We start from the raw sequence: 26,064 nt of genomic DNA on the forward strand, positions 1-26,064 counted from the left end.
GCGCGCCGCCACCCGCGCCACGCTCGGGGGCAGCGCGGCGGGCCGGCGGGGAGTGGTGTCGTCGATCCGCGGCGGAGGTACGACGGCTGGCGCGCGCCGCCCGGCGGCATGCTCACGGGTCGCGAGACGGGGCCGTGGCCGGGTTCCGAGGAATTCGAACACGCATTCGATACTGCCGGCTGCGGGGGCAGACTGTCAAGCCTGGCCGGAGTTCGGCAGCGGCGCCGTCGGGCCCAGAAGGCGCCCCGCAGCGGGAGCTGGAACTCGGCCGTGGAGAGCCGCTGCGGCAGCGCGGTCCCGGCCGCGGCAGCGCGGCCGGCCCCACCGCGGAACCTGACCGGCCAACCAGACCACGGCACGCACAGAGACGACCCGCCCACCAGCAGGATCGCCCGGATCCGAGCTAGCCGGCCGACGGCTCGGGACGGCCGAGGTCGTCGAGGACCTCGGCGTTCGGGAGGGCCACGAGCAGCGCGCCGGGCACCCACAGCTTCGATCGGCGCAGCCCGGAGCCGACGACGACCCACGGGTGCTCGGCCACCGCCCGGTCGATCAGTACCGGCCAGTGCGCGGGCAGGCCGACGGGCGTGATGCCGCCGTACTCCATGCCGGTGCGCTCCACGGCCGTGTCCATCGGCGCGAACGACACCTTGCGGGCCTTCAGTCGCCGCCGGACCAGGCCGTTCACATCCGCCCGGGTCGTCGCGAGGACCACGCACGCCGCGAGCGTTGTGACCTCCCCGCGGCGGGCCGCGACGATGACGCAGTTCGCCGAGTCACCCGGGGCGACGCCGTAGCGGTCGCAGAAGGCTGCCGTGTCGGCCAGGTCGGGATCGATCTCGGCGACCTGCGCCCGGTCGAGCAGTGACCGGGTCGCCGGTTCCGGCCAGTTCGTGAGGGCCGACGCGGTGGGAACGGCCAGCAGGTCCGTGCCGGCGAGCGCGTCGACGGGCGCGATGATGTCGGACATCCCCGCAGGCTACGGCGGCGCGACGGAGGCGGCGCACAGCGCGCCACAGGCATGGTGTGGTGGCGCTCCCGTCGCGCCGGCGGGTAGCCCCGAGCACGGCCGGAGGTCCACGATGCCCAGCAGCTCCGCCGAACCGCAGCCGCACCCCGGGGACCTCGTCGACCTGACGGTGCCAATCGTCACCGGCATGCCGGTATACCCGGGGGACCCTGAGGTGGCGGTCGAGCCCGCGCTGCGGGTCGGGACGGACGGCGTCAACGTGCAGCGACTGCGGATGGGATCGCAGACGGGCACGCACGTCGACGCGCCCTGGCATGTCGACGCCTGCCTGCCCCGTCTCGACGAGCTGCCGCTGGAACGCTTCACCGGGCCGGTGGCGCTCGTCGACGCCAACGGGTTGGCGCCGCGGAGCCCGATCGGGCCAGGCGCGCTGCCGGCTGGGCTACGCGCCGGCGACGTCGTCCTCGTCGTCACCGGCTGGTCCCGTTACTGGGGCCGGGACGAGTACCTCGACCATCCCTATCTGGCGGCCGCGACGGCTCAGGCGATCGTCGACGCGGGCATACGGACCGTCGGCATCGACGCGGCGAGCGTCGACCCGAGTACCGGGCCGGGACAGAAGCCGAGCGACGGCAAGGCGCCGGGCATGGCGCCGGGCGAGAGGCCGCCTCGACGATCCCGAGGTCGACGCCGCCGCCACCGACGCCGCCGACCTCGCCGCCCGGTTGGCCCGGGGGGAAGCGCGGCTGTTCCAGGCCGGGTTGTATCTCACCGTCTACGCCGACACCCCCGGCGAGCTCGCCGGCGAGGTCGAACGGGTCACCGCACTCGCGCACAGCCTGCTGCTCACCGTGCATCCCGCCCGCTACCGGATGCTCGCCGGGTGGACCACGACCCTGCCGTTGGGTGTTGATCTGCTCGCGGCGACCCGCACCATGGACACCTCCGCGCTCGCCGCCGGCTTCCCGTTCACCAGCCCCGACATCGCGCTGCCCGACCCGCACCGCGACGGCGCCGCCCCGGTCATCTACGGACCGAACCTCGCCTCCAGCGGCATCGTCGGCCACGACCGGTGGGCCGGGGCGAACTACAACTCGGTCACCTTGGCGACGTCCGGCGCGGGCAAGTCCTACCTCACGAAACTCGACGTGCTCCGCAGCCTCTACCACGGCGTTGAGGTCCACGTGATCGACCCCGAAGACGAGTACGGGCCGCTGGGAGCCGACGTGGGTGGCACGCAGCTGGCGTTGGGCGCGCCGGGGGTGCGCCTGAACCCGTTCGACCTGCCCGCGCACGGGCGCGCCGATCCGGAGCTGCTCACCCGGCGGATGCTGTTCGCCCACACGTTCCTCGCGACGCTGGTGGGCGCGGCCGGGGAGGATCCGGCGGGGCGGGCGGCGTTGGACCGGGCGCTGCTCGCCGCCTACGCAGGCGCCGGGATCACCCAGGACCCCGCCTCCTGGGACCGGGCCGCGCCGCTGCTCGCGGACGTCGCCGCGGCCCTGGACGCCGACCCGGACGGCCAGCGCCTCGCGGGCCTCCTCGCGCCGTTCGTCTCCGGGTCGCACCAGAGCCTGTTCGCCGGACCCACCACCTCGGCGCCGCACGGGCATCTCGTCGTCTACTCGCTGCGGGCGTTGCCGGAGGAGCTGCGCGCCGCGGGCACGCTGCTGGTGTTGGACGCGATCTGGCGTCACGTCGCCGACCCGGACCGTCGACGGCGCCGTCTCGTCGTCGTCGACGAGGCATGGCTGCTCATGGCCCACCCGGCCGGCGCGAAGTTCCTGCTGCGCCTGGCCAAAGCGGCCCGGAAATGGTGGGCGGGCCTGGCGCTGGTCACCCAGGACACCGGTGACCTGCTCGGCAGCGACGAGGGCCGGGCGATCCTCGCGAACGCCGCCACGAAACTCCTGCTCCGTCAGGACAGCTCCGCCGCCACCGCCGTGCAGACCGCCTGCGGGCTGAGCGACGGGGAGACCGCGGCGCTACTCGCCGCCCGTCCCGGCGACGCGCTGCTGGTCGCCGACGAACGCCGCGCGTTGTTCCGCGCGCAGGCCAGCGAACACGAACACGCGCTCATCACCACCGACCCTCGCGACGTCGCCCAGCGCACCGCACCGCCCCCCGCCCCCAGCGCGGACGAGGGGCATGCGGTGGCCCCCCGGCGGCGCGTCCCCGCCGACGACGCCGACCCGCTCTGAGCACCCCCGGCCCGCGGACGCGACCTGCCCAGGTCCTGGCCGGCGCCGATGCTCCCCTTCCCCCTTCGTGTCGAGGAATGGTTGATGACGGATCTTCTGTCCCCGCTCACCGCGCCCCCACCCCCGCCGCCCGCGTCACCGGCGCCGTTCGCGTTCGGCCACGCCCTGGTCCGTCTGCTCGCCGTGTGGGGGCTGCCCGCCGGTCTGCCGCTGCTCGCCCTCGCCCTCGCCCTGGTGTGGGCCGGGCGGCGCTGGCGGGCGACACGCGACACGGCGCTGATCGCGGATGCCCGCACCGTGGAGATCCTCATGCCCCCTGAGGTGCACCCGGAGGCGGCCGGGGTGTTCTGGGCGCAGATGAGTGGGCTGCTCCGCCCGTTCTGGCCCCGGCTACGCCACGGCCAGCCCTACCTCGCTTTCGAAGTCGTCGCACAGCGGGCCGGGACCGCGTTTCGCCTGTGGGTGCCCGGGGTGGTGCCACCGGGGCTGGTAGAACGCGCGGTGCAGGCCGCCTGGCCCGGCGCCCGCACCACCACCGTGCGCCCCGCCCTGGACCCCCTCGCGGCCAGCCCGCGCGCGGGGGACGGTGGGCTGCTGGCGGAAGGCGGGGTGCTACGCCTGGCCCGCCTGGACGTTCTCCCGTTGCGGGCGGCACCGCCCGGCGATCCGGTGCGCAGCCTGCTCGGTGCCGCCGGCGAACTCGACGACGAGGAGACCGCCGCGGTGCAGGTCCTCGCCCGTCCGGTCACCGGCCGCCGCCTCGCCCAGGCACGCCGCGCCGCGGCACGCCACCGCGGGCAGAAGGCCAGCCCCCGTGTCTGGGGGGCTCTACTCGACCTGATCACCCCGCACAGTTCCCGGCCCTCAGGCACCGGACGGGTCGGCCCGACCCCACCCGAGGACGCGGCCGAGTCCCGGGCCATCGCCGCAAAGGCGCTCGGCCCGCGGTTCGAGGTTCGCGTCGCCTACAGCGCCGCGCTGCCCGCCCCGGCCGACCCGGAGCAGGCCCCGCGGGTGCGGGCGGCGCTGCGGGGTCGCGCCCACGCCCTGGCCACCGCCTACGCCCTGTACTCCGGGCACAACCACCTGCGCCGGCTGCGGCTGTCTGACCCGCCGCGTCTGCTCGGGCAGCGCCGGCTGCGCCGCGGTGACCTCGTCGGCGTTGAGGAACTCGCCGCCCTCGCGCACCTACCCGTCGACACCGCCGTACCCGGGTTGGCGCGGGCTGGTGCCGCCGCGGTCGCACCCCCCGCCGGCATCCCCGACGCCGGGCCCGACGTGAAAACACTGGGTCAGACCGAGGCGGGGCGCCGCCGCGACGTCGGCATCGATGTCGCCGCGGCACGCCATCACCTGCACATCCTCGGCGCCACCGGCTCGGGCAAGTCGACGCTGCTCGCGAACATGATCCTCGGCGATGCGCAGGCCGGCCGCGGCGTCGTCGTCGTCGACCCCAAAGGCGACCTGGTCACCGACCTGCTCGACCGCCTGCCCGCGTCCGCGGCGGATCGGCTGATCCTGCTGGACCCCGACGACTCCGCGCCACCGCCGATACTGAACATCCTCGACGGACCCGACGCGGGGCTCGCGACCGATCAGCTGGTGGGGATTTTCCGGCGGATCTGGGCGGACAGCTGGGGCCCGCGAACCGAAGACCTGCTGCGGACCACCTGCCTGACCCTGCTCTCCGGCCGCCACCGCGACCAACCCGCACCAACCCTCATCGACGTCGTCGAGGTCCTCACCGCCCCGAAGACACGCCGCGCCGCCGCGGCCCGCGTCACCGACCCGATCCTCGCCGGTTTCTGGGACTGGTACGCGGAGCTGTCCGACGGAGCACGCGCCGCCGCCGTCGGACCACTGATGAACAAACTGCGCGCGCTGCTCCTGCGCGACTTCGCCCGCAAGACGCTGGCCGGCGGAGAATCCACCATCGACGTGCCCGCCGTTTTGGACCGCGGTGGCATCCTCCTCGTCCGTGTCCCCAAAGGCGCGATCGGCGAGGACGGCGCGCAGATCATCGGCTCGATCGTCCTGGCGAAGGTGTGGCAGGCAGCGCTGCGCCGTGCGAGCGTGCCTCCCGCGCGGCGGGCGGACAGCGCCGTCTACCTCGACGAATGCCAGAACTTTTTGACGCTGCCCGGGGCGATCGAGGACATGCTCGCCGAGGCACGCGGCTACCGGCTGTCCATGGTCCTCGCCCACCAGCACCTGCGTCAGCTGCCCGTCGATCTCGCCGACGCCCTGTCAACGAACGCCCGCAGCAAAATTTTCTTCGCGGTCAGTCCGCGTGACGCCGGCGAGCTCGCCCGCCACGTCAGCCCGGTCCTGACCCACCATGACCTCGCGCGGATGCCCGCGTTCACCGCCGCGACCCGTCTGATCGTGGGCGGTGAGGACAGCGCCGCGTTCACCCTACGAACCCGACCACTCTCCGCCGGGGTACCGGGGCGGGCGGCGGGGCTGCGTGCCGCGGCCCGCCGACACAGCCATCCCACGGCCAGCGTCCACGAACCACGGCCGCGACCGGCCGCCGAACCCCGACCGCACCGGGGCGGGGCATGAGCCCGGCCGGGCGCCGGCCCGGGGCCCGCTCCCAGGACGCGCTGCTCCTCGAACTCGCCGGACGCCTCACCGTCCGGGACCGGTGGCTCCTCGCGATGCTCCTGGAGCATCAGGTCCTCACCCGCCGGCACATCACCCGGCTGGCGTTCGACGGGGAGCGCCAGACCCGGATGCGCCTCGCGACCCTGCACAGCCTCGGTGTCCTGGACCGGGTCCACCCGAACTACAGCCTCGTCGCCGCGCCTTTGCACTACATCCTCGGCAACGCCGGCGCGGCGATCCTCGCCGCCGAACGCGGCATCACCGTCCGCGACCTCGGCTACCGCCGCGACCGGCTCCACGCCCTCGCCCACGGCGTCCGCCTCTCCCACCTCGTCGAGGTGAACAGCCTGTTCGCCGCCTTGGTCCACGCGACCCGCACCCGCCCGCAGGGCACGGGGCTGGTCGCCTGGTGGTCGGAGCGGCGCGCCGCCGAGGTGTGGGGACGCATCGTGCGCCCCGACGCCTACGGCGTCTGGGCCGCCGGGCAACGACGCCTCGACGTCATGGTCGAAGTCGACCGCGGCACCGAACCCCTCACCCGCGTCCTCGCGAAACTCCCCGCCTACAGCCGCCTCGCCGAAGCCAGCGGCATCGTGACCCCGCTACTCGTCTGGCTACCCAGCGCCCGACGGGAGACGAACCTGCGGGCGGCGCTGCGCACCAGTCCGCCCGGGGTCACGGTCATCACCGCCGCCCCCGGACCGCTCACCGCCCCCGGCGCCGACGACGACGACGACCTCGCTCCCGCCGGGAAGGTCTGGCTGCCGCTGCACGCCACCGGCCGCGTCGACCTCGACGCGCTCACCCGCCGCTACGGCACCCCGGTACACCCCACCCGCCCCCAGGACCCCCACGCCGGGGCAGCCGACGATCCGGATCCCGCGCCCCATCCCCGCCCGCCGCTGCTGCGTGCGGGCCGGTGAAGGCGCTGGCCGTCGCCGGTGTGGTCGTGTTCGGTCTGATCGTGGTCCTGTTCGGCGCCGCCGCCGGGGTCCTCACCAGCATCAGCCCGTTCGGCACGTCCCCGAGCGACGACGCCGCCGAGGACATTCCCGCCGGCTACCAGCAGCTCTACGTCACCGCCGCCGCGACCTGCCCCGGCCTGCCCTGGACGATCCTCGCCGCCATCGGCAAAGAGGAAACCGACCATGGCCGCAACCCGGACTGGACCTCGGAGGCGGGGGCGCTGGGGCCGATGCAGTTCCTGCCCGCCACGTTCGCCGAACACGCCGTCGACGCCGACGGCGGCGGCGCGGACATCACCGACCCCGCCGACGCGATCTTCAGCGCCGCCGCCTACCTGTGCGCCTCCGGCGCCCGCGACGGCCGCGACATTCCCGCCGCCGTCTTCGCCTACAATCAGGATTCCGCGTATGTCGCGCGGGTCCTCACCACCGCAGACAGCTACACCAACCATACCGACGACACCACCGGCGAGACCGGCGGTGGGATTCCCGAACCGTCCCCGGACGCCGCGGTCGCGGTCGACTACGCCACCGCGCAACTTGGCCTACCCTACCAATGGGGCGGCGACGGGCCCGCCGCTGGTGACGCCGGCTTTGATTGTTCCGGGCTCACCCAGGCCGCCGCGAAGGCCGCCGGCGTGGACCTGCCCCGCGTCGCCCAGGACCAGTACAACACCGGCCCCCACCTCCCCGCCGACGCGGCACTGCAACCCGGAGACCTGGTCTTCTTCGGAACCTCCACCGCGGACATCACCCACGTCGGGCTCTACATCGGCGGAAACCAGATGATCGACGCCCCCCACAGAAATGCAGATGTGCGCGTTGAAGATTACCGGTGGGACGATTACCGTGGAGCCACCCGCCCCCTCCACACCTAACACCACCACCGCAGTAAACCCTTCGAGAAATTCCCTGAAAGCTGTCCCGGAAGAAGAGTCGGTGCAGGCGTGGGCGGCCGGAGGGGGACGGCGGACTGTCAGGCCGCCGGCCCTGCGGCAGATCCCCCTCCAAAAGGGGCTCCTTGAGCCCCTCCAAAAGCCCCTCCGGCTTTAACCGGAGGGGGACCGTAAGCACGAAACAGCAGGTCGCCGGCCGGAAACCCCCTCCGGCCGGCGCCCAGACTCGCCTGCTTGGCACGAAGAAAACGCCAGCGGCGGCCCCCTGACTCCCTACCCGGGTCCTGGTTCCCTCCACCGACGTTTCTTTCTCGCCTTTTCCTGGGCCTTACTTCCCTCTATGCGGCCGTGCTCGCCTGCCCATCCCGGCTCGCCTCCCCGGGCCGCCCGCGCCCCGGCCCGCCGCGCCTCGAAGGCGCCGGACGGGCGGGGCGCGCCCGGCGCCGTTGGCCTCACCATCCGATCACCTCCGTTCCGTCGTTCGCGGGATTGATTCCATAATACCGTGTCGCGCCGCATTCAGCCAGCCCTATTTCATGACTCTTTTCCCACCATATTTCACCGCGCACACACGAATTACCTCTAGATCATTGTTTAGGCAAGCCGATTTCCATGACTCTTTTCCGGAATTTCGCCTAAAGAGTCATGGAAATAGGGTTGCTAGACGTCGGAATGGCGAGTTACGGTTGTTCCACAACGAAATACGGAACACCGGAACCGGGAAACCGGAAAAACAAAGAATCATGAAAACGGCTTGCCGGTCCGGGAATTCTCCTCGTATTGTTATTCCATTTCCCGCGTGAACATCGGGTGGGCCTGGACATCGATATCCGGCGGCTTTTAGGGCCGGTGATTCCGCCGCCCGAAGGCCGCCCCGAAGCCCTCGCCGTCCTGGCCGCCTGTGCGCCCGCATCCCTGGAGAATGTGATGAGCAGCCCCGCCCCCGCCCTCCGTCTCGGGCCCCACGAGTTGCACCGCCTCGTCGCCCAGTACCTCCTCGACCACGACGGCGATCACTCACCCACGAAGGTCGCGAAGGCGCTGGGTCGCAGCAACGGCGCGGTCGGCAACGCGTTGCACCGCCTCGCCGAAGCCGGGCACGCCACCCTGACCCACACGAAGCCGCGTATGTATGCGGCGAACGCGGCCACCTCCCGCGCGCTGGCCGTGGCCACAGGGGCGGCGCCCGCGCCGAGGGTGCGCCCCGCATCCGTCCCGACGGCGAAGGCCCCCACGCCGAGGACGACCCCGGACGGCGGGATCATCCGCCCGTCCGGGCAGGTGTACCGGCCGCGCAAACTCGCCCATCTGTCCGACGTGGTGGTGTTGCGCAGGCTGCGCGCCGCAGAGGTGCCCGTCCTGCTCTACGGCCCCCCGGGCACGGGCAAGACGTCGGTCATCGAAGCCGCGTTCGGCGACGATTTGATCACGATCGCGGGGGACGGGGACACCCAGGTCGGTGATCTTCTTGGCGAGTACACCCAGACGTCCGACGGCCGGTACGAGTTCGTTTACGGGCCAGTGATCACCGCGATGCGGGAGGGGAAGGTCCTCCTCGTCGACGACGCCACGTTGATCAGCCCGGCGGTCCTCGCGGTGATGTATCCCGCGATGGACGGCCGCAAAAGGATCACCGTCAAGGCGCACAAGGGCGAAACGATCGAGGCCGCCCCCGGCTTCTACATCGTCGCGGGCCACAACCCGGGCGTTCATGGCGCGGTCCTCACCGAGGCCCTGTCGAGCCGGTTCTCGGTCCAGGTCGCGGTCAGCACGGACTTCGACCTGGCCACGAAACTCAAGATCGATAGTAGGGCGGTGACGGCCGCGCGGAACCTCGCCCGACGCCGCGAGGCCGGCGACATCGGCTGGTCACCTCAACTGCGCGAGCTACTCGCCTTCCAGAAGATCTTCGGTCTCCTCGGGTTGCCGGCGGCGGTGTCGAACCTGATCGGGATCGCGCCGATCGAGGACCGCGACGTGGTCACGGAGATCGTCAACAAGACCTTCGGGGCAACGTTCACCCCCCTCGCTCTCGGCACCCAGATCTAGGAGCACCCGTTCCCGGGCGGCGGCCGGGGAAGTCCCGCCCGCCGCCCCACCCCGGCGCCTCTCCCGCCGTGCTGACTATCGAAGGAGCCCCCGTGCCCCGCCACGCCCACCACGATCCGACGTTCCCCGCCGAGGCCCCCACCGGCGACTGGCTGCGTGTCTCCGCCGCGATGACCCGCGTCGCCCCGTTTCTGACCGGCCGGAACGACCTTGTCGTTACCTGCGCCCCAGGGGTCGGGCGCGGCGCGCCCGCCATGATGATCCCCTCCCTGGCCGCGATCGAGGTCAACGCGGACCTGAGGCCCGTCGCCGTCGACCCCGCCTCGATGCGCCCCGCCGTCCCCGACGACCGCTCCCGTTACCCCGCCCTGTGGGGCGCGTTCGTCCACGAATGCGCCCACGCCGCGCACAGCCTTTGGGAGCCACATCCCCTTCAGGCCCACACTCCCGCCGCCGAGGCCGCGAACCTGTTGGAGGAGTCACGGGCCGAAGCCGCCCACCTCGGCCGCCACCTTGCAGACCGCCGGTGGCTGCGGGCGGTCGTCCGCGACGTCGTCATGCCCGATCTTCTTCCCACCCCAGGCCCGGTCGAGCCGGTGACGACGCCGCCCACCACACCCCCACCCGACATGACCATCGGCTCCGCCGCGCGCACCGCCGCACTCATCCTCGCCCGCGCCGACGCCGGCATCGTCTACCGGGACGAAATCACCCACCTCGAAGAGATCATCACGAAGATCCTCGGTGAGGATCTCCTCGGCAAACTCCGCACGATCTGGCAGGCCGCCCACCAGGTCACGGACACCGACACCGCCACGATGATGCGCCTCGGCCAGGACTGGGTCGACCTCCTCGACGAGCAGCCCGACCCCGTCGATCCGGCCAACGCCAACGCCCTCGCCCAGTCGATCTCCGACACCCTTGAGAGAATCATCGTCGACGACGAGCGGCCGTCCTACGGGCAGACCGCGACGGCCGGCACCCGGACACCCACCGGTGAGGAACGCGCCGCCGCCCGTCGGCTCGCACGCGGGCTGCGCGCCGCGTCCGTACCCGACCGTGTCCCGGTCACCGTCACCTCCCCGACGCCACCCGGGCGGCTACGGATGCGCGGCGCGCTCGCCGCCGACGCCCAACGCGCCGCCGGAACACTGCCCACCGCCCGCCCCTTCAGCCGCACCCAACGCCGCCGCCGCCCCCACCCGCCGCTGCGCCTCGGGATCGCCGTGGACGTCTCCGGATCCATGAGCGCCTACAGCGAACCCGCCGCGTCCACCGCGTGGATCACCGCGAACGCCGCCGCCGCCATCCCCGACACCGAAACCGCCACCGTGATCTTCGGCGCCCACGTCCGCCCGATCACCCACCCCGGACGCGCCCCAGCCCGCGTCACCCGCTTCGAAGCCAAGGACTCCTACGAGCAGGTCAGCGGCGCCCTGGACCACCTCACCGACACCCTCGCCCTCCACCAGCCCGGCACCACCCGCCTCCTGGTGATCATCTCTGACGGCGTGTTCCGTTTCGACGAACTCCTCGGCGCCACCGCGCGCCTACCGCGTCTCGCCGCCGCCGGCTGCCACCTGCTGTGGATCCAACCCCACGAACGCAGCAGCCCCCTGCCCCCCGCCCACGTCGTCACCCTCACCAACCCCGCCGACACCGCGACCGCGATCGCCACCGCCGCCCTACGCGCCCTCGCCACCACCCGATAACCCCCCCGGGGCGGGCCGGATACCTCCCACCGGCCCGCCCCCGGCCATGGGATCGCCCCCACCACCCACCACCACCGCACTCGCAGGAGCTCGCATGAACGTCCCGGCCCGCGATCGGCTCAGCGTCCTGGTCTACCCCCACCGCCAGCCCTCCGGCCCCTACATCCCCGCCGGCTACGCCGTGCCCTACCTGCCCGGCGGCTGCCCCGAGGACATGGCGGACTGGCCCGCCACCGACGGCCTGTACCCCGGCCCCCACCAGCTCACCGTCTGCCCGGCCTGCCTCGCCGACACCCGCCTGGGAGCCGACGTCTCCGACCCGCACCCCACCCGCCCGACCACCCCGATGATCACCGCTCTCGCGCCGATTCCTTTCCCACCCACCACCCACCCCAGCACTACCGTGCTGCTTCGCCTGCTCCGCCCGGCCGGCTTCACCTGCCTAGCCCGCCTGCCCCTGTCCGGTTTCCCCGACGAAGCCGTGTTCGTCGCCGACGACACCACCCGCGACGCACGCATCCTCCTACACAGCCTCGGACTCGAATACCACCTGCGTCACCCCGACACCGGCGAGGCCCTCCGCGGATGCCTCGATCCCCCCGTGGACCTTCCCGCCCTCACCACGGTTCTGCGCACCGCCGGGCACCCCACCCCCACCCCCACCCCCGCTCTCCCACCCCTACCGCCCGGCGCCCGCCTGCTCACCCCCGACGACGCCACCCACCTGATCACCATCGGGGACCACCCCGCAGGCCAGCACTCCGACCTCGCCCGCAACCTGGCCCTCATCGACGCTGTCCGCGCCGGACTGATCTGCGTCGCACGGCTGGCCGACGGCACCCTCGCCTTCACCCCTCACCCCACCCACGGCTGACCCGCCCAGGAGCCCGCCGGGGCGGGCCGGACAAGCCCGGCCCGCCCCGCACCCCCGACGACTCCAACCCCCTGCCGCGACCGCGCCCGCCTTAGAGGAGCCCGCCGTGACCGGCCAGCCCGCTACCCCCACCGCAACCCCGACCGGTTTCGCCGTCGAGCGAACACGCGACGGAGCGCCCGAGGACCTCAAGCACCTGGTCGCCGCCTTGGGCGTCGCGGCCGAGACCGCCGCCTCCCGCCTGGCAGATGACCTGGAACAGGTCGCCGCGCAGATGCTCGCGCTGGCTGGGAAGGTTTGCGCGGGCGAGTCGATCCGAGCCGGACGGCTCCATCCCGACCATGTCTCCAGGCTCGCACTGCAGATCACCGACTACCAGGCCCGACGGGAAGCATGGGTCGCCCTCACACAGGCCCTGCCCACGCAGGCCGGTCACCCTGGTCCCCGCGCGACTGCCGGCTGATAGCCACAACGTCCGCAGCCCGGCCCCCACCCGTGCACCGCCCGCGACCCGCGACCCAGCTGAACGCCGCGACTCCAGGCCACCTGCGGACCTGGCACGCCACGCGAAGGAACAGCCGCAGAACCGCGTCACGCCTGCCGACGGTGCCCCGTGACCGGCGCGGCCAGCACCACCCCGGGCGGAGCCTCCGTGCCACACCGCCCTCTGCGCACCGCAGAAGAAAACGTAGGCAATCCACCGATGACTTCACCGCCTACACCGAGGGGGTTCGAGCCGCACGCGGCCACCCGCTTGCGCGCAGACCGAGATCGGCACGAGCGTCCACCGCCTTCGAGGACTGACCACTGATCCGCCCCGTGGCGGCCACCACCGCCCCGGGCTCCTCCCACACCGCCACGACCGACCCCGGAGCCCACGATGATCAGAAGTTCGCTGCGGTTCAACCCGATGACGACGCGCGGCCCTGGCCCGCGCCGTGACCGACCCGGACGGCCCGCATGGCTACGCCGGCTCACACCCCCGAAACCCTTTCTCATCAACGTGTTGGTTGTTCCCGCCGACCCCGCGTGCGCTCACCACCTGATCAAGATCGACTTGTCGACCCGCCGCGCACTCGAAGGGCTCCTCCGAGGCGTGCCCGTGGCGTCGAGCTGGCCGGGACCGACGCGTTTCTGTGGGCGCGGGACGAGGACCAGGCATTTCCGCGTAACGAGCGGGCCAGCGCCCTCCTCATGCTTCTCCCTTTCCGTTTCTTCGATGCCCCCTCGATCCGGGGCGGCGCCGTGATGACCGGCCCCACCGGCGACCGCGAGGACCACTGGGCTCTCGATGGGCGCCCCACGGGCCTGCCCGATCCGCTCACCCTCACGATCATTCCGGTCTTCACCGGAGGTGTGGGCCCTGCCGTTCTGTGACCCGCGTTCCCGCGCGGCACCCTCCCCGCCGATCCCGCCGCCAGACACGGAGCGGCCCCATGACCCCCACCCCCGACAGCGGGCCCCTGTCCGCCGCCGTCCCCGCCCTGACCGGCCCACCCGCGGCGATCATCGTTCGGCGATCCCCGCCGATCGCGCGCGTCCGCACCGCCTCCTCGACGTCGCGCCTTCGGACACCGCGGCCCTCCAGGCCCTCGCGGGCGGTGGCCTCGAACCCATCGACCTCGAACGCGCCGGCGCCGTGCTGTGGAGGGGCGATTCACCCCTGCCCGCGAACACCCCGCTCAACGAGCGGGCCAGTGCCCTCGTCGCCTTCGGCCCACACCGGTTCCACGCCGACCAGCGGATCCACGGCGACGTCATCCTCACCGGCCACACCGACCTCGGCCACACCGACCTCGGCGACGACGGCCTCGACCTCACCGACGTCCCCGACCTCTACGTGCACCTCCTCGACGCCACCCGCTGTCGCGTCCAGATCAGACGCAGGATCAGCGCGGGATGGAACACCCTCGGTGATCACTATGGTGGGCTCGTCGACGCCTACCACGCCACCTGCGCTGGCCCATGTGAATCCCGTCGCCGACTCCCCACCGCCCGCGCGCTGACCCGCAGACCCAGCCCGGCGAGCCCCCACCTCCACACCACCCGCTCGGCCCATCGACGCCACCCGCGCACCCCACCTCTATCCCCGAAACGTCCTTTCTCCGGGAAAAGGCGGGCCGCTCAACGAGCACCGAAATGCTAATTGTCAAGCATGCGTGCACCACAAAGAAATGCGAAAGTATTTCGGATTTCGCTGGACGGATATTTACCCGCGACGTATGTTCGTTTCGTCGAAAACAAACGTCGAACGGAGGCGATTTTTTATGACCGCTATCGACCAACGGGTTTTCGTTGCCGACCCGGATGCGGATGCGTATGTGAGAACCGGGGATGCCGCTCCTATGGGAATGGTCGTCTATTTTCCGGGGGGTTGCCCGCCGGTCGCGCCACCTGGATGGCCCGAGGACGTGGACTATGACGGGGCACACCTGTTCACCGTGTGCCCGGCGTGCGCCGATTCCTGGGGTTTGGATCACCTGATGTCCGATCCGGTGCGGGTTCCCGCCGGCACGCCGCCGACCCTGCAGGTGTCCTGGACGGCGCAGCGCGCCCGCGTACACGCGCGTACGTGACCCGATGACCGCCCGCCGTCGAAGGGCGTGACGGCCACGTGGGGGTGCCCGGATGTCCGGGCACCCCCACGTGGCGCTGGTGCACCGTGCCCGCGTTGTCACACGGCATCCCATCCGTTTCCGTCGCGTCCGCACCGGACCACACCGGACCGGACCGCGCACGGGCCTGCCCTGCCGTGCGCGTTGCCGGGCCGTGCCGTGGTGCCGGCGGGCCCGGTCGCACCGTGCCGTGGTACCGGCGGGGCCCGTTGCGGTGCGTGTGGCCGCCGCAGCGGTCCTCAGCGTGCCCCCGGGATCCGGTGTCGGCGCGGGCGGCCCCGCGCAGATCTTTCTGCGGGCCTTTTCCGCGAACTATTCTGCTGGAGCCGGCGGGCACTCTGTAGATGCATGCTTGGGGGGTACGACGCGACCTTTTGGTGAACTGTGGGACGACGGTGCTGGCGTTGGCGGCGAACTCGGTGTGGCGGGGCGAGAGGTTCCTCGGGGACGCGGTGCTCGTGGGCGCTGCCCGCGGCGGGAGTGGACCGATACTTTCACCGCCTACGCCGAGGGGCTTCGTCTCGCACGCGGATATCCGCCGCACGTGGTGCGCGTACACCCGTTCGCAAGGCCCGTGCGGTAAGGCGTTCCCCGATGCCGATACCCACCCCGGTCAGGATCGCGGAGAGCAGCCCTCGACGAAGCGACATCTCGACCGGCCGGCTCGGGGTGGCCCGCGCCCGGGACACGGACACTGCGGCGACGTGTGCGGCGGGTGCGGCCGGGCCGCTGGTGGAGGCGCGGGGCAGTCGCCGCAGGTGTGCTCCGGCGGCGGTAAGTGCGCGGGCCACGGGCTGCCCCTCCCAGGCGAGGACATCGAGTTGGCCCCACCGCGCGAGTTCAGCGAACCGGTGATCGGCGGAGGCGACGGTGAAGGTCCGCCCGCCTCGGCTGTGGACGTAACGGGCGTGTTGAAGCAGCGCGTCGTCGGCGGCGTTCTTCCCTGCCGGGACGGGCCAGGGCGCCACACGAAGCTCGGCGAGCACGGAGGCGCCGCGGTCGCTGGACGGTTCTCCCTGCGCATAGCTGGCGAGGGCGTGATGGACTGGCCCGGCGGCCTCGAGGAGTGCGTGGACGCGGGCGCGGACCAGGTCGGGGCGCGGCTGGACCAACCCGACCATGTTCTCAAGATCGATCAGTAGGACGCGGTCATCCGCCTGCATCCCGCCATCGTGGTCGATCGCGTCGGGCCTGGTCGGACAACGCGACGATCACATGCCGGTGCAGGGTGACGCCGGGCGTGGCCACCGGTGAGCCGCTGACGCGACTCGCCCTTGAGTAGGGCGGCGCCGGGGTTACCGGTTGGGAGGCGCGGTGACCCCGGCGCTGTGTCGTCGGCGGGCTTCTGCGGTCCTAGCCCTCACCCATCGGACGCAGACGTCGTGCGGAGGGCCCTCCGGCGCTGCTGGCGGTCGCCAGCTCGAGGCGAGGCGTGGAGGAGGACAGGGGCCGCAGGACAGCGGGCAGCTCTGCCACGGTGGCGATCGAGTGGACGGTAACGCGCGTACCGTCGATGGTCCCGGGGGCGAGGAGATGGCGTACGCCGGCCGTATCGGTGCGGTGGGCGTGCGCGGGCAGCGTCGCGGGGGCCCGCACCGTGCCATCCGGAGCGACGTCGCCGAGGAAGACGCAGCGGCGTAGCAGATCCGGGTCGATCTCGTGGGCGGCGGCGAGCAGGGCGGCGGCGAGCGCGAGGCTGGCCTCGCCCGCCGCGGGGCGGAGGGGATCCCAGGAGACGGTCAGCGCGCTGCGCTGCGGCCAGGGCAGTCCCACGGCGTGGAAAGCGACGCGCAGATCCCTGCTGATCGGGGTGGTGTTGGGCAGGCGCAGGCCGCCGTGATCGCCGTCGCGGACCTCCAGGCGGAGCGTGACCGGTTGGAGGTACCCGGTGATCGGGGTGAGGGCGGTGGCGTGGTGGACACCGCGCAGCGCGGCGAGCTCCTCGCGCCCCTCCGCCAGCCGCAGCCGCCGCCACGGCCACGGTCCGCCGGTTCCCTCACCCACCACGATGACCTCGACGTCCGGGAGGAGTAGGCCGCGGACGTGGCGTAGCGCCCGCGCCGGAAGATCCGCATCGACGATCAGGACGTCTCCGGCGCGCAGCCGCAGACGGGTGCTCCACGGGCGCGCGCCGAGGTCGGCGAGGGCGGCGCGCATGACCGGGCCGGCGGCGAGTCCGACTATTACGCCGCGCCGCCGGCCGTGGCGGCGAGGAGCGTCGCGCTGATGGACTCGGCGCTGTCGACGAGCTGGGCGCCGCCCTGGATCAGGAAGTGGGTGACGGCGCTCGCGGGGCTGGTGATCGCTCCAGGTACGGCCATGACGAGCCGGCCCCGGGCGCGGGCGTAGGCCACCGTCGCGAGGGTGTTGCCGCGCCAACCGGCCTCGACGATCACGACTCCGGCGGACAGGTAGGTGATGAGGTCCTGGCGGGCGAGGTAGCGGTCTCCTCGGCTCGGGGTGTCCGGTGGCGCGTCGCTGACCAGCAGGGCGCGCAGGGCGGGCTCGCGGCGCTCGAACGCCCGCAGGCCGGGGCCGTCGGCGAACACGCCGATCGGAGGGGCGTCGCCATGGGCGGCGGCGACGAGGGCGTGACGGTCCGCGCCGAGCGCGCAGGCAGCCACGACCGTCCAGCCCCGCGCCGCGAGGTCCTCGCCGAGTAGGGCACTGACTTGGTTGGCGTAGGTGGTGGAGGCGCGGGTACCCAGGACCGCGACCGAGCGCCGTGTCGCCGCGCGCAGGTCACCGTCCCCGCGCACCCACAACGCCCACGGCGCCCCAGCGCTGGGGTCCTCGATGCCGGGCGGGGCAGGGGGCCACTCGTCGTCGCCGGGAACGACGATGCGCCACCCGGTGGCCTCCGCTTCCCCCGCGACCCGCGCCGGATCCACCTGCGGACGTGACGCGGCCATGCCCTTCCACCGCCGCATCGGGGACTCGGTGGCCGGCGCGGCGGGTATCGCCGCGCCGCGGCTGGCCATCCAGGCCAGTCCGATACGAGCCAGACGCTCCTGATGATCGACGGTCATGACGATGCTCCTTGCAGCAGGACAGGCAGGGACGGGGCGCTCCGGCGGACCGGTTGGTGCACGCCGGTCGGAGTCAGTCAGCGGGCACGGCCCGCACGATCACCGGCGGAAAGCCGCGCACGACCCGCAGGCCGTGCTGGTAGGCCACGAACGCGTCCGGGAACCACATGCCGTTCCACCGCCAGCGCGCACGACTACCGGGCTGGTGGAACTCGATGTGGACCCGGCCGGTGGCGAGCAGCGCCGTGGTGTGGGTCTCGGGTACCGAGGTGTGGCCGCCGCCGCGCGGCGCACCGATCAGTAGCACGTCGGTGTGCAGCGCGGGCGGGCTCTGCCAGGGGTGGTGTGCCGCCGCGAGGAGTCCCGCCCGGTCGTTGCGCGGACCGTGCGGCCTCAGGAAGGCGGGGTCGGGGTAGAGGAAGGCGGGCGGGGCGAACAGCGGGATCGCGCCGGGCGACCCGCGCAGGCGAGGCAGACGGTCCCTTCCCCGGCGCTCGACCCGCACGGGGCGGCGCGTGTCCGCCGGGATGAGCACCACCTCGACCAGTGGCGGACGAGGGCGGTGTGCCAGCCGGCCGGTGGGCACACCGAAGGTCGCGTTCAGGGCGCGCACACGACGCGGACAGCCATGCGTGGCAACGCCCGGCCCACACTCAGCCCCTGCCGGTAGGCGGTGAACACCTCCGTCCACTCGGGTGAGGACAGGGCAAGGCGCCGGCCGCCCTGCGGGGGTTGGAACTCGACGCGGAAACGGCCAGCCGACAGAAGGAGAACGTCGGTGTAGTCAGGCGGCGCCGACCGATATCCCCCGTCGACGTCGGCAACGCCGAGAAGAACGGCGTCGCCGCACACCGTCTCCTGCCTTTTCTCTGGGTTCGCCGCCCTCATGATCAGCGAGGCGCGAGGGTTCCGCGGCAGCCGATCGTCGTCCCGGAACACCCACAGGGTCGCCGCCGGCTGCGGCAGATCAACCACACGTAGGAGTCCACCCTCGGACCGCATCAGCGCGATCTTTTCCGGGCCGAGTCTCATGAGGCTCGGCGGCGTTGAGGTATCCGACGGCACCAGCACGCCGGTCACCGTATGGAACATGCCTACTCCAGGTGTAGAGGGAAACGGGCGATCGGGGAGAGGGGTGTTAGGCCGGCAGGAGCCTGATGGTCGTCTCGGGAAACGCCGTCGCGAAACGTAGAGCGGTGGTGTAGGCGAGGAACGGATCGGTGAACGTGTTCTCGCCGGGCAGCCATGGCGCCTCATCGCCTGGCACGGTCAGCTCCACGCACACCCGCTCCGGGTCCTCCAGCAGTACCGCCCGGTAGTCCTGCGCCACCGACGTATCCCCGCCTTCGTCGTCAGCGGGGCCCACCAGCAGCACGTTCCCCAGCAGCGCAGAGCCACGGCGGGCGGGCGTCGCCGCCGCGACGAGCAGCGACGCACGCGGGTTGACCGGTAGCCGCAGGCGTAGGCCGTCGGCGTTCACGTAGACCGTGCCCGCCGGGTCCCCCAGCCTCAGGGGCATGACCTCGCCGCCCACCACACCTCGCGGAACCGAGAGGTCACCGGCGTCGAACGTGACCGGATCGGGTAGCCGATCGCGGTCGGCGCGCAGCAGCACACCCTCAATAGATGGGCTCACGGGAACTCCACAAGAAGACGAGGAATCGAAAGACACGGCAAACATGCGCCGCCGATCACCGGCGCCGTGGCCGGTGTTTCATTCGCTGTGACGGCCACGACCGTAACTTGATCATTTACTGGTTAGCAAGCGAATCCGAAAACAGTCATGAATTCGCGACCAGTGATGTATGTCACTGCGGAATTCGCTGGCTGGTCGCGATGATCAGGAGTTATCCCTGGAATCGCACACAAACATGCGACCAGATGGGAATGGCGATGACAGCCGACACCACGGACATGAATGCGCACGATGCCACGCGAATATTGACCGCGCTCGTTGGCGGGCCGCTGAGCGCCCCCGACATCGTGGACCGGACCGGCATCGCGAGAACGCGGCTGCGGCCGATGTTGAACGAGCTCGCCGGCACCGGGCGGATTGCGCCCCGCCATCCCGTGCCGACCCCCGGCCGGCCCGGCCGCCGCCCCGTCCTGTGGGAGCTGGTCGCCACCACGAACATGGACAGCCCTGAGCCGGCCGGCGCGACGGCGCAGGCCATCGACATCCCGGCGCCGAAGCCGACGCCGGATGCGGCGAATGGTGATCGGACCGGCCCGGCCGACGGTGAACCCCTCGACGCGCAGGACCCCGCGCCCGCCCCGGACACCCCCGACCCGGATCTGGTGATCGGCGAGGTGGACGGCCCGGCGGAGCACGGCCTGCGCGACGAGACGTCGCCCGCGCCCTCCGCCGGCGCCTGCACGCCGACCCCGGACCCCGGCGCGGTGACCGCCCACGAGCAGGACCCTGCTGACCCCGACCTCGACGACGAGGGGGACCAGCCCACCGCTACGCCCCCACTGGACCCGCAGAGGGCGACCGGCCCCGCGCACCCGGACGGGCCCGACGACGCGGCATCCCTCGCCTCCACCGGCACCGACGCGGGCCCGACCGCCGCCCCGGTCAGCGCGGACACCACCAACCCGGACCCGGACTCCCCAGCCGTCGGCGAGGACCCTCACGCCGAGGACGAGCCCGCGCCGGCGGCCCCACTCGAGGACGACGCCGGCGCGGTCGAGGTGGACACCGCGACCCCGGCCGACGAGCAGAGCCTGGATGCGAGCGATACACCGCCCGGTCAGGTGGGTGTGGCAGCGGACGGCGCCGTGCCAGGCGAGGTCCCGGTGTGCGCGGCGTTGGCCTGCCCGCTCGCGGCCTGCCCGGTTCGGACCGGCACCCCGGCGCCGCCCAGCCGGGCCCGTTCCCGGGACCGGGGCGGCGCGACGAAAAGCGCACCTGCGCTGAACGCCAGCGGATCCGTCCGCTTGGCGCCGGGCGCCTTGGGGCGCCTCGTCGAGGAGCTTCTGGTGGGCAACCCCGAGGCGCAGCTGACCGCCGGGGAGATCGCACGGGAGCTGGGACGGTCCAGCGGGGCGGTCACGGCCGCCATGCCGAAGCTGATCTCTTCGGGCAAGGCGATCCAGGTCGACCCTGGTGGCCGCCCGGCCCGCTACCAGACGGCGGCGAAGGCGTGAAGGCGATGTCCGCGCGTCCCAGCGCCGCCGATCTCAACGCCGCGCTGCTGGACGCGGTGACCCGCACCATGACCTGGCTGAACACGGCGCTCAACGAACTCGGATGGTGCCCGGCGTTGCCGCCCTGGCCGCAGATCGTCCTGACCGCGCCGGCCGACATCTACCTCGTCCAAGCCCACGCCCTCGACGTCCAGTACCGCCTGGCCGACGCCACATGCTCCTGTCACTGCGGGTGGCGCGGTCAGGTCGCCGGGGAGGTCATCCGCCGCTGGCGGGAGGTCGTGGACCACGCGATCTCCTTCGCGGTCCTGTCCCCAGCCGGCCGTCCCGAGGACCTACACGCCTACGACAGCCGCTACCGCACGGTGGAAACCACCTTCCACCGGTATATCGGCGTTCCGCGCGACGGGTAGCCGCCCCCAGGTGCGCCCACGACGCCGGGCCCACCCACCACCCCGCGCACGGGGGTCAGCCGGGAAAGACCGGCCCTCCGCGGCGCGATCACCGTCGCGGACTCGAAGGAGTCGCCATGCTGCACGAACTCATGACCAACGTCGCCCACGAACTGGGCGCGCAGTGGACCACCGACACCCTGCCCGGAAACAGAATCACCCTGGACACCCCCGACCCTGGGTTCCTCGTGGCTCACCACGACACCCGCCGCGACCGGCTCATCATCGAGGGCGGGGTAGACAGTGACCTCGCTAAGCACTGGCCTCGGATGCGCGGTGAGCGGCTACGCCACCGCATCACCCTGAGCCCGTCCACGTCCCCGGCGCGGATCGCCGGGGAGATCCGCCGCCGGCTCCTGCCGGACTACCGCCGCGCCCTCACCGTCGCCGTCGCGACGCGAAAGGACGCCAGGCGGGAACGCGAGGAAGCGACCCAGGCTCTCGCCGCGATCAGACACCTGGTGGGCGGCCTGGTCGAGGGCCACACGATCCGCCTGTACGGGCCGAGCTCACACCTCAACGGCACGATCACCCTCGCCGACGGTGACGCCGTGTTCCACCTGCGGCTCCCGACACACCACGCCGTCACCCTCGCCCGCGTCCTGCCGGCCTTCATCGCCACCCCGTGACAACCCGCCGCCAGCCCGCCGGCCGGGTCCTTTAGACCCGGCCGGCGGCGTCCAAACCTTAGGCAGACGCGATGACCGTTCACCACGCCTCCGGCACCCGCCGGCCACCGCCGCACCGGACCCGCCGCGCCCGCCCGGCTGGGGCCATGACCGCACCGCCACCACTGACCGTGATCAACTGCGGTGCGGGTACCGACTCGACCACGCTCACCCTGATGTCCGCCTGGGGACTCCGACCCCGCGCCGACGCGGTGATCTTCGCGGATACCGGGGACGAACCCGACGCTGTCTATGCCGTCGTGGACGCGCTCGACGCGGTGCTGTCCTGCGTGAAGATCCCGTTCTACCGGGTGAGTCACGGACGGCTCTCCGTCGATGTCCTCGACCCGCACACCGCCGCGACCCTCCCCGCGTTCACTCTGGGCGAACACCCCGTGGGTCGTTCCGCTGCCGGCAGCGACGTCCTCGCGACGTCGGGCCTTCGCCGCGGGCAGCTCCCGCGCCGCTGCACCCCCCGGTACAAGGCCGAGGTCATCGACCGGAAGATCCGGGAACTGCTCGGCGCTCCGGTGCGCACCGTGGACTGCCGCTACTGCCAGGCCAGCGGCACCCGGCTCGCCCCGGGGACTCCTGGCGCCGGACCGGGCCTGTGCAGCGTCTGTCGGGGCGCCGGCCAGCGTCGTCTCGTCGGCCGGGTGCCCGCCGGGGCGCGTGTGGTGCAGTGGATCGGTTTTCCCGCCGGGGAGGAATCCCGACGGAACCCGACGACGTTCCCCGCGCACGCGATCTCGCTCTACCCGCTGATCGACCTGGGCTGGACCACAACGGACTGCGCCACCTGGCTGACCGCGCACGGCTGGCCGGCGGTGAAATCCGCCTGCGTCCAGTGCCCCTACCGCAGCGACGAGGGCTGGCGCGCCATGCGGGATCACACCCCCGAGGACTTCGCCCGCGCGGTCGCGTTCGACCACGCCTTCCGCACCGCTCCGGGCCTACACGACCACCGTTTCCTGCACCCCAGCCGAACGCCCCTCGACGAGGCGCCCCTCGACCGTCGGGCGCGGCGCACCCGTACCACCCGGAACGTGATCGTCGAATGCTGAACGCCCGACGGAAAAGGAAGAGAAGGCCCATGCTGGGAATCGCGTTCCTCGCCGTCATCATGGTGTTCAGCTACTCGATGATCGGCTGCACCGTCGCCGTGGTCCTGTGGCTCGTGCTGGACAGGGCGCTCGACGTCGCCGAGCGACGCCGGTCGCCTCGCCGCGCCCGCGCGGTGTCCTCAGGCGGGGAACGTGCCCCGGCGCGAGGGGGTCGACCGCGCCGTCACCCCCCTGGCTCCGGCACCCGGTCACGGGCCGGCGCCACGGCCGGGACGCGCAGGGCCGGGCAGCAGCGCGCCAAGGAACCGTCCGTACTCAGACGCCGCGCAGCATCAGGGCCGTCCCCACGGCGGCGATGATCCAAGGTGGTAGGGCGACGAGGAGCACACCGGCGAGGACGCCGCCCGTGCTCTCCTGACGCGCCGCGAGAACACACATGGGCCCAGACGCTCATCCCTGGCCGCGGGCCATGGACCTGTGCGCGGCCCCGCGGCGACGATGCGAGGACCGCTCGCGGCTCGCGCGGGCATGCTCACCCGGCGGCCCTGGCCGGGTTTCCGATACTGCTGCCTGGGTTGGTGGCCGCTCCCAGCTCGGGGGGTGCCGGGAGCCGCCGCTGTCATGGTGCCACGGTGATCGGATGCTGGCCAACAACCAAGGTCACGGGTCAGGGGAGCGGCCGTATGAGGTCGTCGTACGGCCGTCGGGCAGGGCGGCACCGGCCCGGCGGCTGCGGGCTGAGAAGAGCCACGATCCCCTCACCGATGACGGCCGTTACTGGCTCGCGCCGAACTCCACCGTGGCGCCCAAGGACAAGGAGGCAGGGATGGCAGGTCCCACCGGTGATCGCGAGGGTCGTTCTCGGCGGCGGCCGACTCCGCTGCGTCGCCGATCGGCCCCCAGGGAAGGGGACGTGGATGTGGCGACGTGGCTAGTGGAGGAGGTGTTACGCCGGTCTCCCATCGCGAACTCGATGTCGGCGTCGCCGGGTGAGATGACAGTGGGGACGTTTGTGAGTCTCGCTCGCACCGCCGGCCTGGCCGTCTGCCTCGTAGCCGTCGATCCACCCAACTCCCACCCCAACCCCGGCTCCGATCTTCCTTCCTGCGCACTTAGTGGCACGCTGCCGGGCGCGGGCCGGGGCCTACCGGCCGTGCACCTCCGCTCGGCGGGTGCCGTGATGCTGGCCGACGGCCCGGGTCACGGGGTGCGTGGGGTTCGGGTGAGGCGGGCGAGGAGGGTGTCGGTGTCGGCGCTGGGGGTGGCACCGAGGTCGGCGAGGCGGCTGAGCAGGCGCCGGTAGACGCGGTGGACGTCGGCGGGATGCCCGGCGGCGGCGTGTAGGCGCATGAGGTGGGCGTAGAGGGATTCGGTGTAGGGGAACAGTCCGAGGGCGTGGTCGAGGACGCTGGCGGCGGCGGTGGGGTCGTGATCGGCGATCAGGTCGGCGAGGTCGGCGGTGGCGTCGGTGACGCGGTGTTCGAGGTCGGTGGCGTGCGCGGTGGCCCATTCGCAGCCCTCCAGCAGACGCCCGCTGTACAGGCCCGTGGCGGCGCGCAGCCCGGTGATGCGGCCAGGGTCGTCGGGGGCGTGGTCGGCGGCGGTCAGGGCGTGTTCGACGTCCCACAGGTCGGCGCTGACCGTGTCGGTGAGCCGGTAGCCGTTGCGGTCGGACAGCAACGCCTGATCGGCTCCGGCCTGGCGCAGGGCGTCGCGGAGACGGCGGATCGCCTGGTAGATCTGGTCTTTGGCCCGGTCGGGGTCGACGTCGGGTAGCAGGGCGGCGATGAGGGTCGCGGCGGTCGCGGGGCGGCGGTGCACGGCGAGGTAGCCGGCGATCTCCAGGGCCAGACGGCCCTGGTAGACGGTGCGGTCCTCGCGGCGCAGGTGGGGTCGCGCGCCCAGCAGAACCAGCCGCACACCCCCAGTGCCGACCACCGACGGGGACGACGGATGGCTGGCTTCACCGGGAGCGGCATCGCTGGCCGGCGCGGAAGGCGCGTCTTCGTCCAGGGCTGGGGCGGCCTGCGGCGGCGAATCGGCGGTATCGGTCGGGGCCGGGTCCACCTTGACCGCCTCGTCCCGCGCGGCGCCGACAACGTCGGCGGGACCGGCCGGCGCGGGCGCGGACCTCTCGGCTGGGTCGGTGTCGGGACGCTGGGCCGGGACGGCGTCGGGGTTGACGTGCGCCGGGGTGTCGATGGGCGTGGCCTGGTCGAGGAGGTCGAGCAGGTCGCCGGCCGGGTCGGCGGGCAGGGCCCAGGCCGGATCGGAGGTGGTGAGCGGGTCGGGCCAGTACGGGTGACCCGGCCAGGCACCGAGGGCTGCCACGCGGACGTCGAGGTCGGCGCCGTGTGCGGCGAGGGCGTTCAGCCGGGTGTGTAGGTCTGGGTGGGCGACGAGCACGAGGAGCACCGGGGTGAGGTGTTCGTCGGGCGCGGCGCGGCGCAGCGCGTCGATGCCGCCCGCCGCGTGCTCGTCCGCGAGGCGGACGCGGGTCAGCAGCCGCGCCTCGGCGTGGGCGAGGGCGTCGCCCTCGGTGCTGGTGAGGGTGAGGTGGGGCAGGCGGGTGAGGAGCTGCTCGGGAAGGGCCAGGGTGGTGGCGGCGTCCCGGCTGAGGATCAGATGGTGGGGGTCCTCGCCGGCCGGGGTGTGGTGGGCGGCGAGGACCGTGAGGATCAGGGCGCGGGCCGCGTCGGCGTCGGGCAGGGTGACGCCGCCGGTGGCGTGCAGCGCGGCGGGCCTTCGTCGGCGACAGCCGCACGTAGCGGGCGGACGCCTTGGCGCCCGGCAGACCCGCCCGGGTCAGGCC

Annotated in this window: 23 protein-coding genes and 2 pseudogenes; 15 read left to right on the forward strand and 10 right to left on the reverse strand. The window is 72.6% G+C overall.

Annotation, left to right across the window (positions count from 1 at the left end; genetic code table 11):
• Positions 1–403: 403 nt before the first annotated feature.
• Positions 404–970: a YbaK/EbsC family protein gene (locus tag MXD58_RS02885; protein WP_248836452.1), complete on the reverse strand. Its 567-nt coding sequence runs from the start codon at positions 968–970 to the stop codon at positions 404–406.
• A 112-nt stretch (positions 971–1,082) separates the two neighbouring features.
• Here MXD58_RS02885 and MXD58_RS02890 point away from each other — a divergent pair.
• The 11 genes and pseudogenes from MXD58_RS02890 to MXD58_RS02945 form a co-directional block, all read left to right on the forward strand.
• A pseudogene (locus MXD58_RS02890) lies at positions 1,083–1,559 on the forward strand (cyclase family protein); the annotation flags it as partial.
• 136 nt (positions 1,560–1,695) lie between these two features.
• Positions 1,696–3,171 (forward strand): VirB4 family type IV secretion system protein, encoded by a 1,476-nt coding sequence (locus MXD58_RS02895; RefSeq protein WP_250609019.1) that lies wholly within the window; start codon positions 1,696–1,698, stop codon positions 3,169–3,171.
• A gap of 84 nt (positions 3,172–3,255) precedes the next feature.
• Positions 3,256–5,736, forward strand: a complete 2,481-nt coding sequence (locus MXD58_RS02900) for a type IV secretory system conjugative DNA transfer family protein (protein WP_248839558.1) — start codon at positions 3,256–3,258, stop codon at positions 5,734–5,736.
• Entirely contained in the window at positions 5,733–6,701 is a 969-nt protein-coding gene (locus MXD58_RS02905) for a replication-relaxation family protein (RefSeq protein ID WP_248839559.1), read from the forward strand. The genes MXD58_RS02900 and MXD58_RS02905 overlap by 4 nt, the downstream gene beginning before the upstream one ends.
• Positions 6,698–7,621: a C40 family peptidase gene (locus MXD58_RS02910; RefSeq protein ID WP_308301882.1), complete on the forward strand. Its 924-nt coding sequence runs from the start codon at positions 6,698–6,700 to the stop codon at positions 7,619–7,621. Before MXD58_RS02905 ends, MXD58_RS02910 begins: the two co-directional genes overlap by 4 nt.
• A gap of 945 nt (positions 7,622–8,566) precedes the next feature.
• Positions 8,567–9,688, forward strand: a complete 1,122-nt coding sequence (locus MXD58_RS02915; RefSeq protein WP_248839560.1) for an AAA family ATPase — start codon at positions 8,567–8,569, stop codon at positions 9,686–9,688.
• A gap of 92 nt (positions 9,689–9,780) precedes the next feature.
• Entirely contained in the window at positions 9,781–11,400 is a 1,620-nt protein-coding gene (locus MXD58_RS30065; RefSeq protein ID WP_308301883.1) for a VWA domain-containing protein, read from the forward strand.
• Positions 11,401–11,494: 94 nt separating this feature from the next.
• Positions 11,495–12,274 (forward strand): hypothetical protein, encoded by a 780-nt coding sequence (locus MXD58_RS02930; RefSeq protein ID WP_248839561.1) that lies wholly within the window; start codon positions 11,495–11,497, stop codon positions 12,272–12,274.
• A gap of 106 nt (positions 12,275–12,380) precedes the next feature.
• Entirely contained in the window at positions 12,381–12,737 is a 357-nt protein-coding gene (locus tag MXD58_RS02935; protein ID WP_248839562.1) for a hypothetical protein, read from the forward strand.
• 1,176 nt (positions 12,738–13,913) lie between these two features.
• Positions 13,914–14,420, forward strand: a complete 507-nt coding sequence (locus tag MXD58_RS02940; protein WP_250609020.1) for a hypothetical protein — start codon at positions 13,914–13,916, stop codon at positions 14,418–14,420.
• Between the two features lie 13 nt (positions 14,421–14,433).
• Positions 14,434–14,850, forward strand: a complete 417-nt coding sequence (locus MXD58_RS02945) for a hypothetical protein (RefSeq protein ID WP_250609022.1) — start codon at positions 14,434–14,436, stop codon at positions 14,848–14,850.
• A gap of 533 nt (positions 14,851–15,383) precedes the next feature.
• Here MXD58_RS02945 and MXD58_RS02950 read toward each other — a convergent pair.
• From MXD58_RS02950 to MXD58_RS02975, 6 genes are all read right to left on the reverse strand, one after another.
• Positions 15,384–16,052, reverse strand: a complete 669-nt coding sequence (locus MXD58_RS02950) for a hypothetical protein (RefSeq protein ID WP_248839566.1) — start codon at positions 16,050–16,052, stop codon at positions 15,384–15,386.
• Between the two features lie 190 nt (positions 16,053–16,242).
• The gene (locus tag MXD58_RS02955; RefSeq protein ID WP_248839567.1) at positions 16,243–17,046 is read right to left on the reverse strand and encodes a hypothetical protein; all 804 of its coding nucleotides are present in this window, start codon (positions 17,044–17,046) and stop codon (positions 16,243–16,245) included.
• Between the two features lie 26 nt (positions 17,047–17,072).
• Positions 17,073–17,918: a DNA-processing protein DprA gene (locus MXD58_RS02960; protein ID WP_248839568.1), complete on the reverse strand. Its 846-nt coding sequence runs from the start codon at positions 17,916–17,918 to the stop codon at positions 17,073–17,075.
• Between the two features lie 73 nt (positions 17,919–17,991).
• A complete protein-coding gene (locus MXD58_RS02965) occupies positions 17,992–18,531 on the reverse strand; it encodes a hypothetical protein (protein WP_248839569.1) in 540 nt (179 codons plus the stop codon).
• On the reverse strand, positions 18,519–19,010 hold the full coding sequence (locus tag MXD58_RS02970) for a hypothetical protein (RefSeq protein WP_248839570.1): 492 nt from the start codon (positions 19,008–19,010) through the stop codon (positions 18,519–18,521). The genes MXD58_RS02965 and MXD58_RS02970 overlap by 13 nt, the downstream gene beginning before the upstream one ends.
• Positions 19,011–19,056: 46 nt before the next feature.
• Positions 19,057–19,554: a DUF3846 domain-containing protein gene (locus MXD58_RS02975; RefSeq protein ID WP_248839571.1), complete on the reverse strand. Its 498-nt coding sequence runs from the start codon at positions 19,552–19,554 to the stop codon at positions 19,057–19,059.
• Positions 19,555–19,811: 257 nt separating this feature from the next.
• On the opposite strand from MXD58_RS02975, the gene MXD58_RS02980 reads away from it, so the two are divergent.
• From MXD58_RS02980 to MXD58_RS02995, 4 genes are all read left to right on the forward strand, one after another.
• A complete protein-coding gene (locus MXD58_RS02980; RefSeq protein WP_250609023.1) occupies positions 19,812–21,068 on the forward strand; it encodes a hypothetical protein in 1,257 nt (418 codons plus the stop codon).
• Between the two features lie 5 nt (positions 21,069–21,073).
• Positions 21,074–21,481: a hypothetical protein gene (locus MXD58_RS02985; protein WP_248839573.1), complete on the forward strand. Its 408-nt coding sequence runs from the start codon at positions 21,074–21,076 to the stop codon at positions 21,479–21,481.
• Positions 21,482–21,597: 116 nt separating this feature from the next.
• Positions 21,598–22,149: a hypothetical protein gene (locus MXD58_RS02990; RefSeq protein WP_248839574.1), complete on the forward strand. Its 552-nt coding sequence runs from the start codon at positions 21,598–21,600 to the stop codon at positions 22,147–22,149.
• Positions 22,150–22,220: 71 nt separating this feature from the next.
• On the forward strand, positions 22,221–23,252 hold the full coding sequence (locus MXD58_RS02995; RefSeq protein ID WP_250609025.1) for a hypothetical protein: 1,032 nt from the start codon (positions 22,221–22,223) through the stop codon (positions 23,250–23,252).
• 315 nt (positions 23,253–23,567) lie between these two features.
• On the opposite strand, the gene MXD58_RS30070 is transcribed toward MXD58_RS02995, so the two are convergent.
• The 3 genes and pseudogenes from MXD58_RS30070 to MXD58_RS31580 all read right to left on the reverse strand — a co-directional run.
• Complete coding sequence (locus MXD58_RS30070; RefSeq protein ID WP_284677783.1) at positions 23,568–23,690, reverse strand: hypothetical protein; 123 nt, start codon at positions 23,688–23,690, stop codon at positions 23,568–23,570.
• 762 nt (positions 23,691–24,452) lie between these two features.
• Positions 24,453–25,658 (reverse strand): AfsR/SARP family transcriptional regulator, encoded by a 1,206-nt coding sequence (locus MXD58_RS30555; RefSeq protein ID WP_250609026.1) that lies wholly within the window; start codon positions 25,656–25,658, stop codon positions 24,453–24,455.
• A gap of 328 nt (positions 25,659–25,986) precedes the next feature.
• A pseudogene (locus tag MXD58_RS31580) lies at positions 25,987–26,064 on the reverse strand (50S ribosomal protein L22); the annotation flags it as partial.

Origin of the sequence: Frankia sp. AgKG'84/4, assembly GCF_023242965.2 — a bacterium.
In the GTDB taxonomy this organism is placed as follows: domain Bacteria; phylum Actinomycetota; class Actinomycetes; order Frankiales; family Frankiaceae; genus Frankia.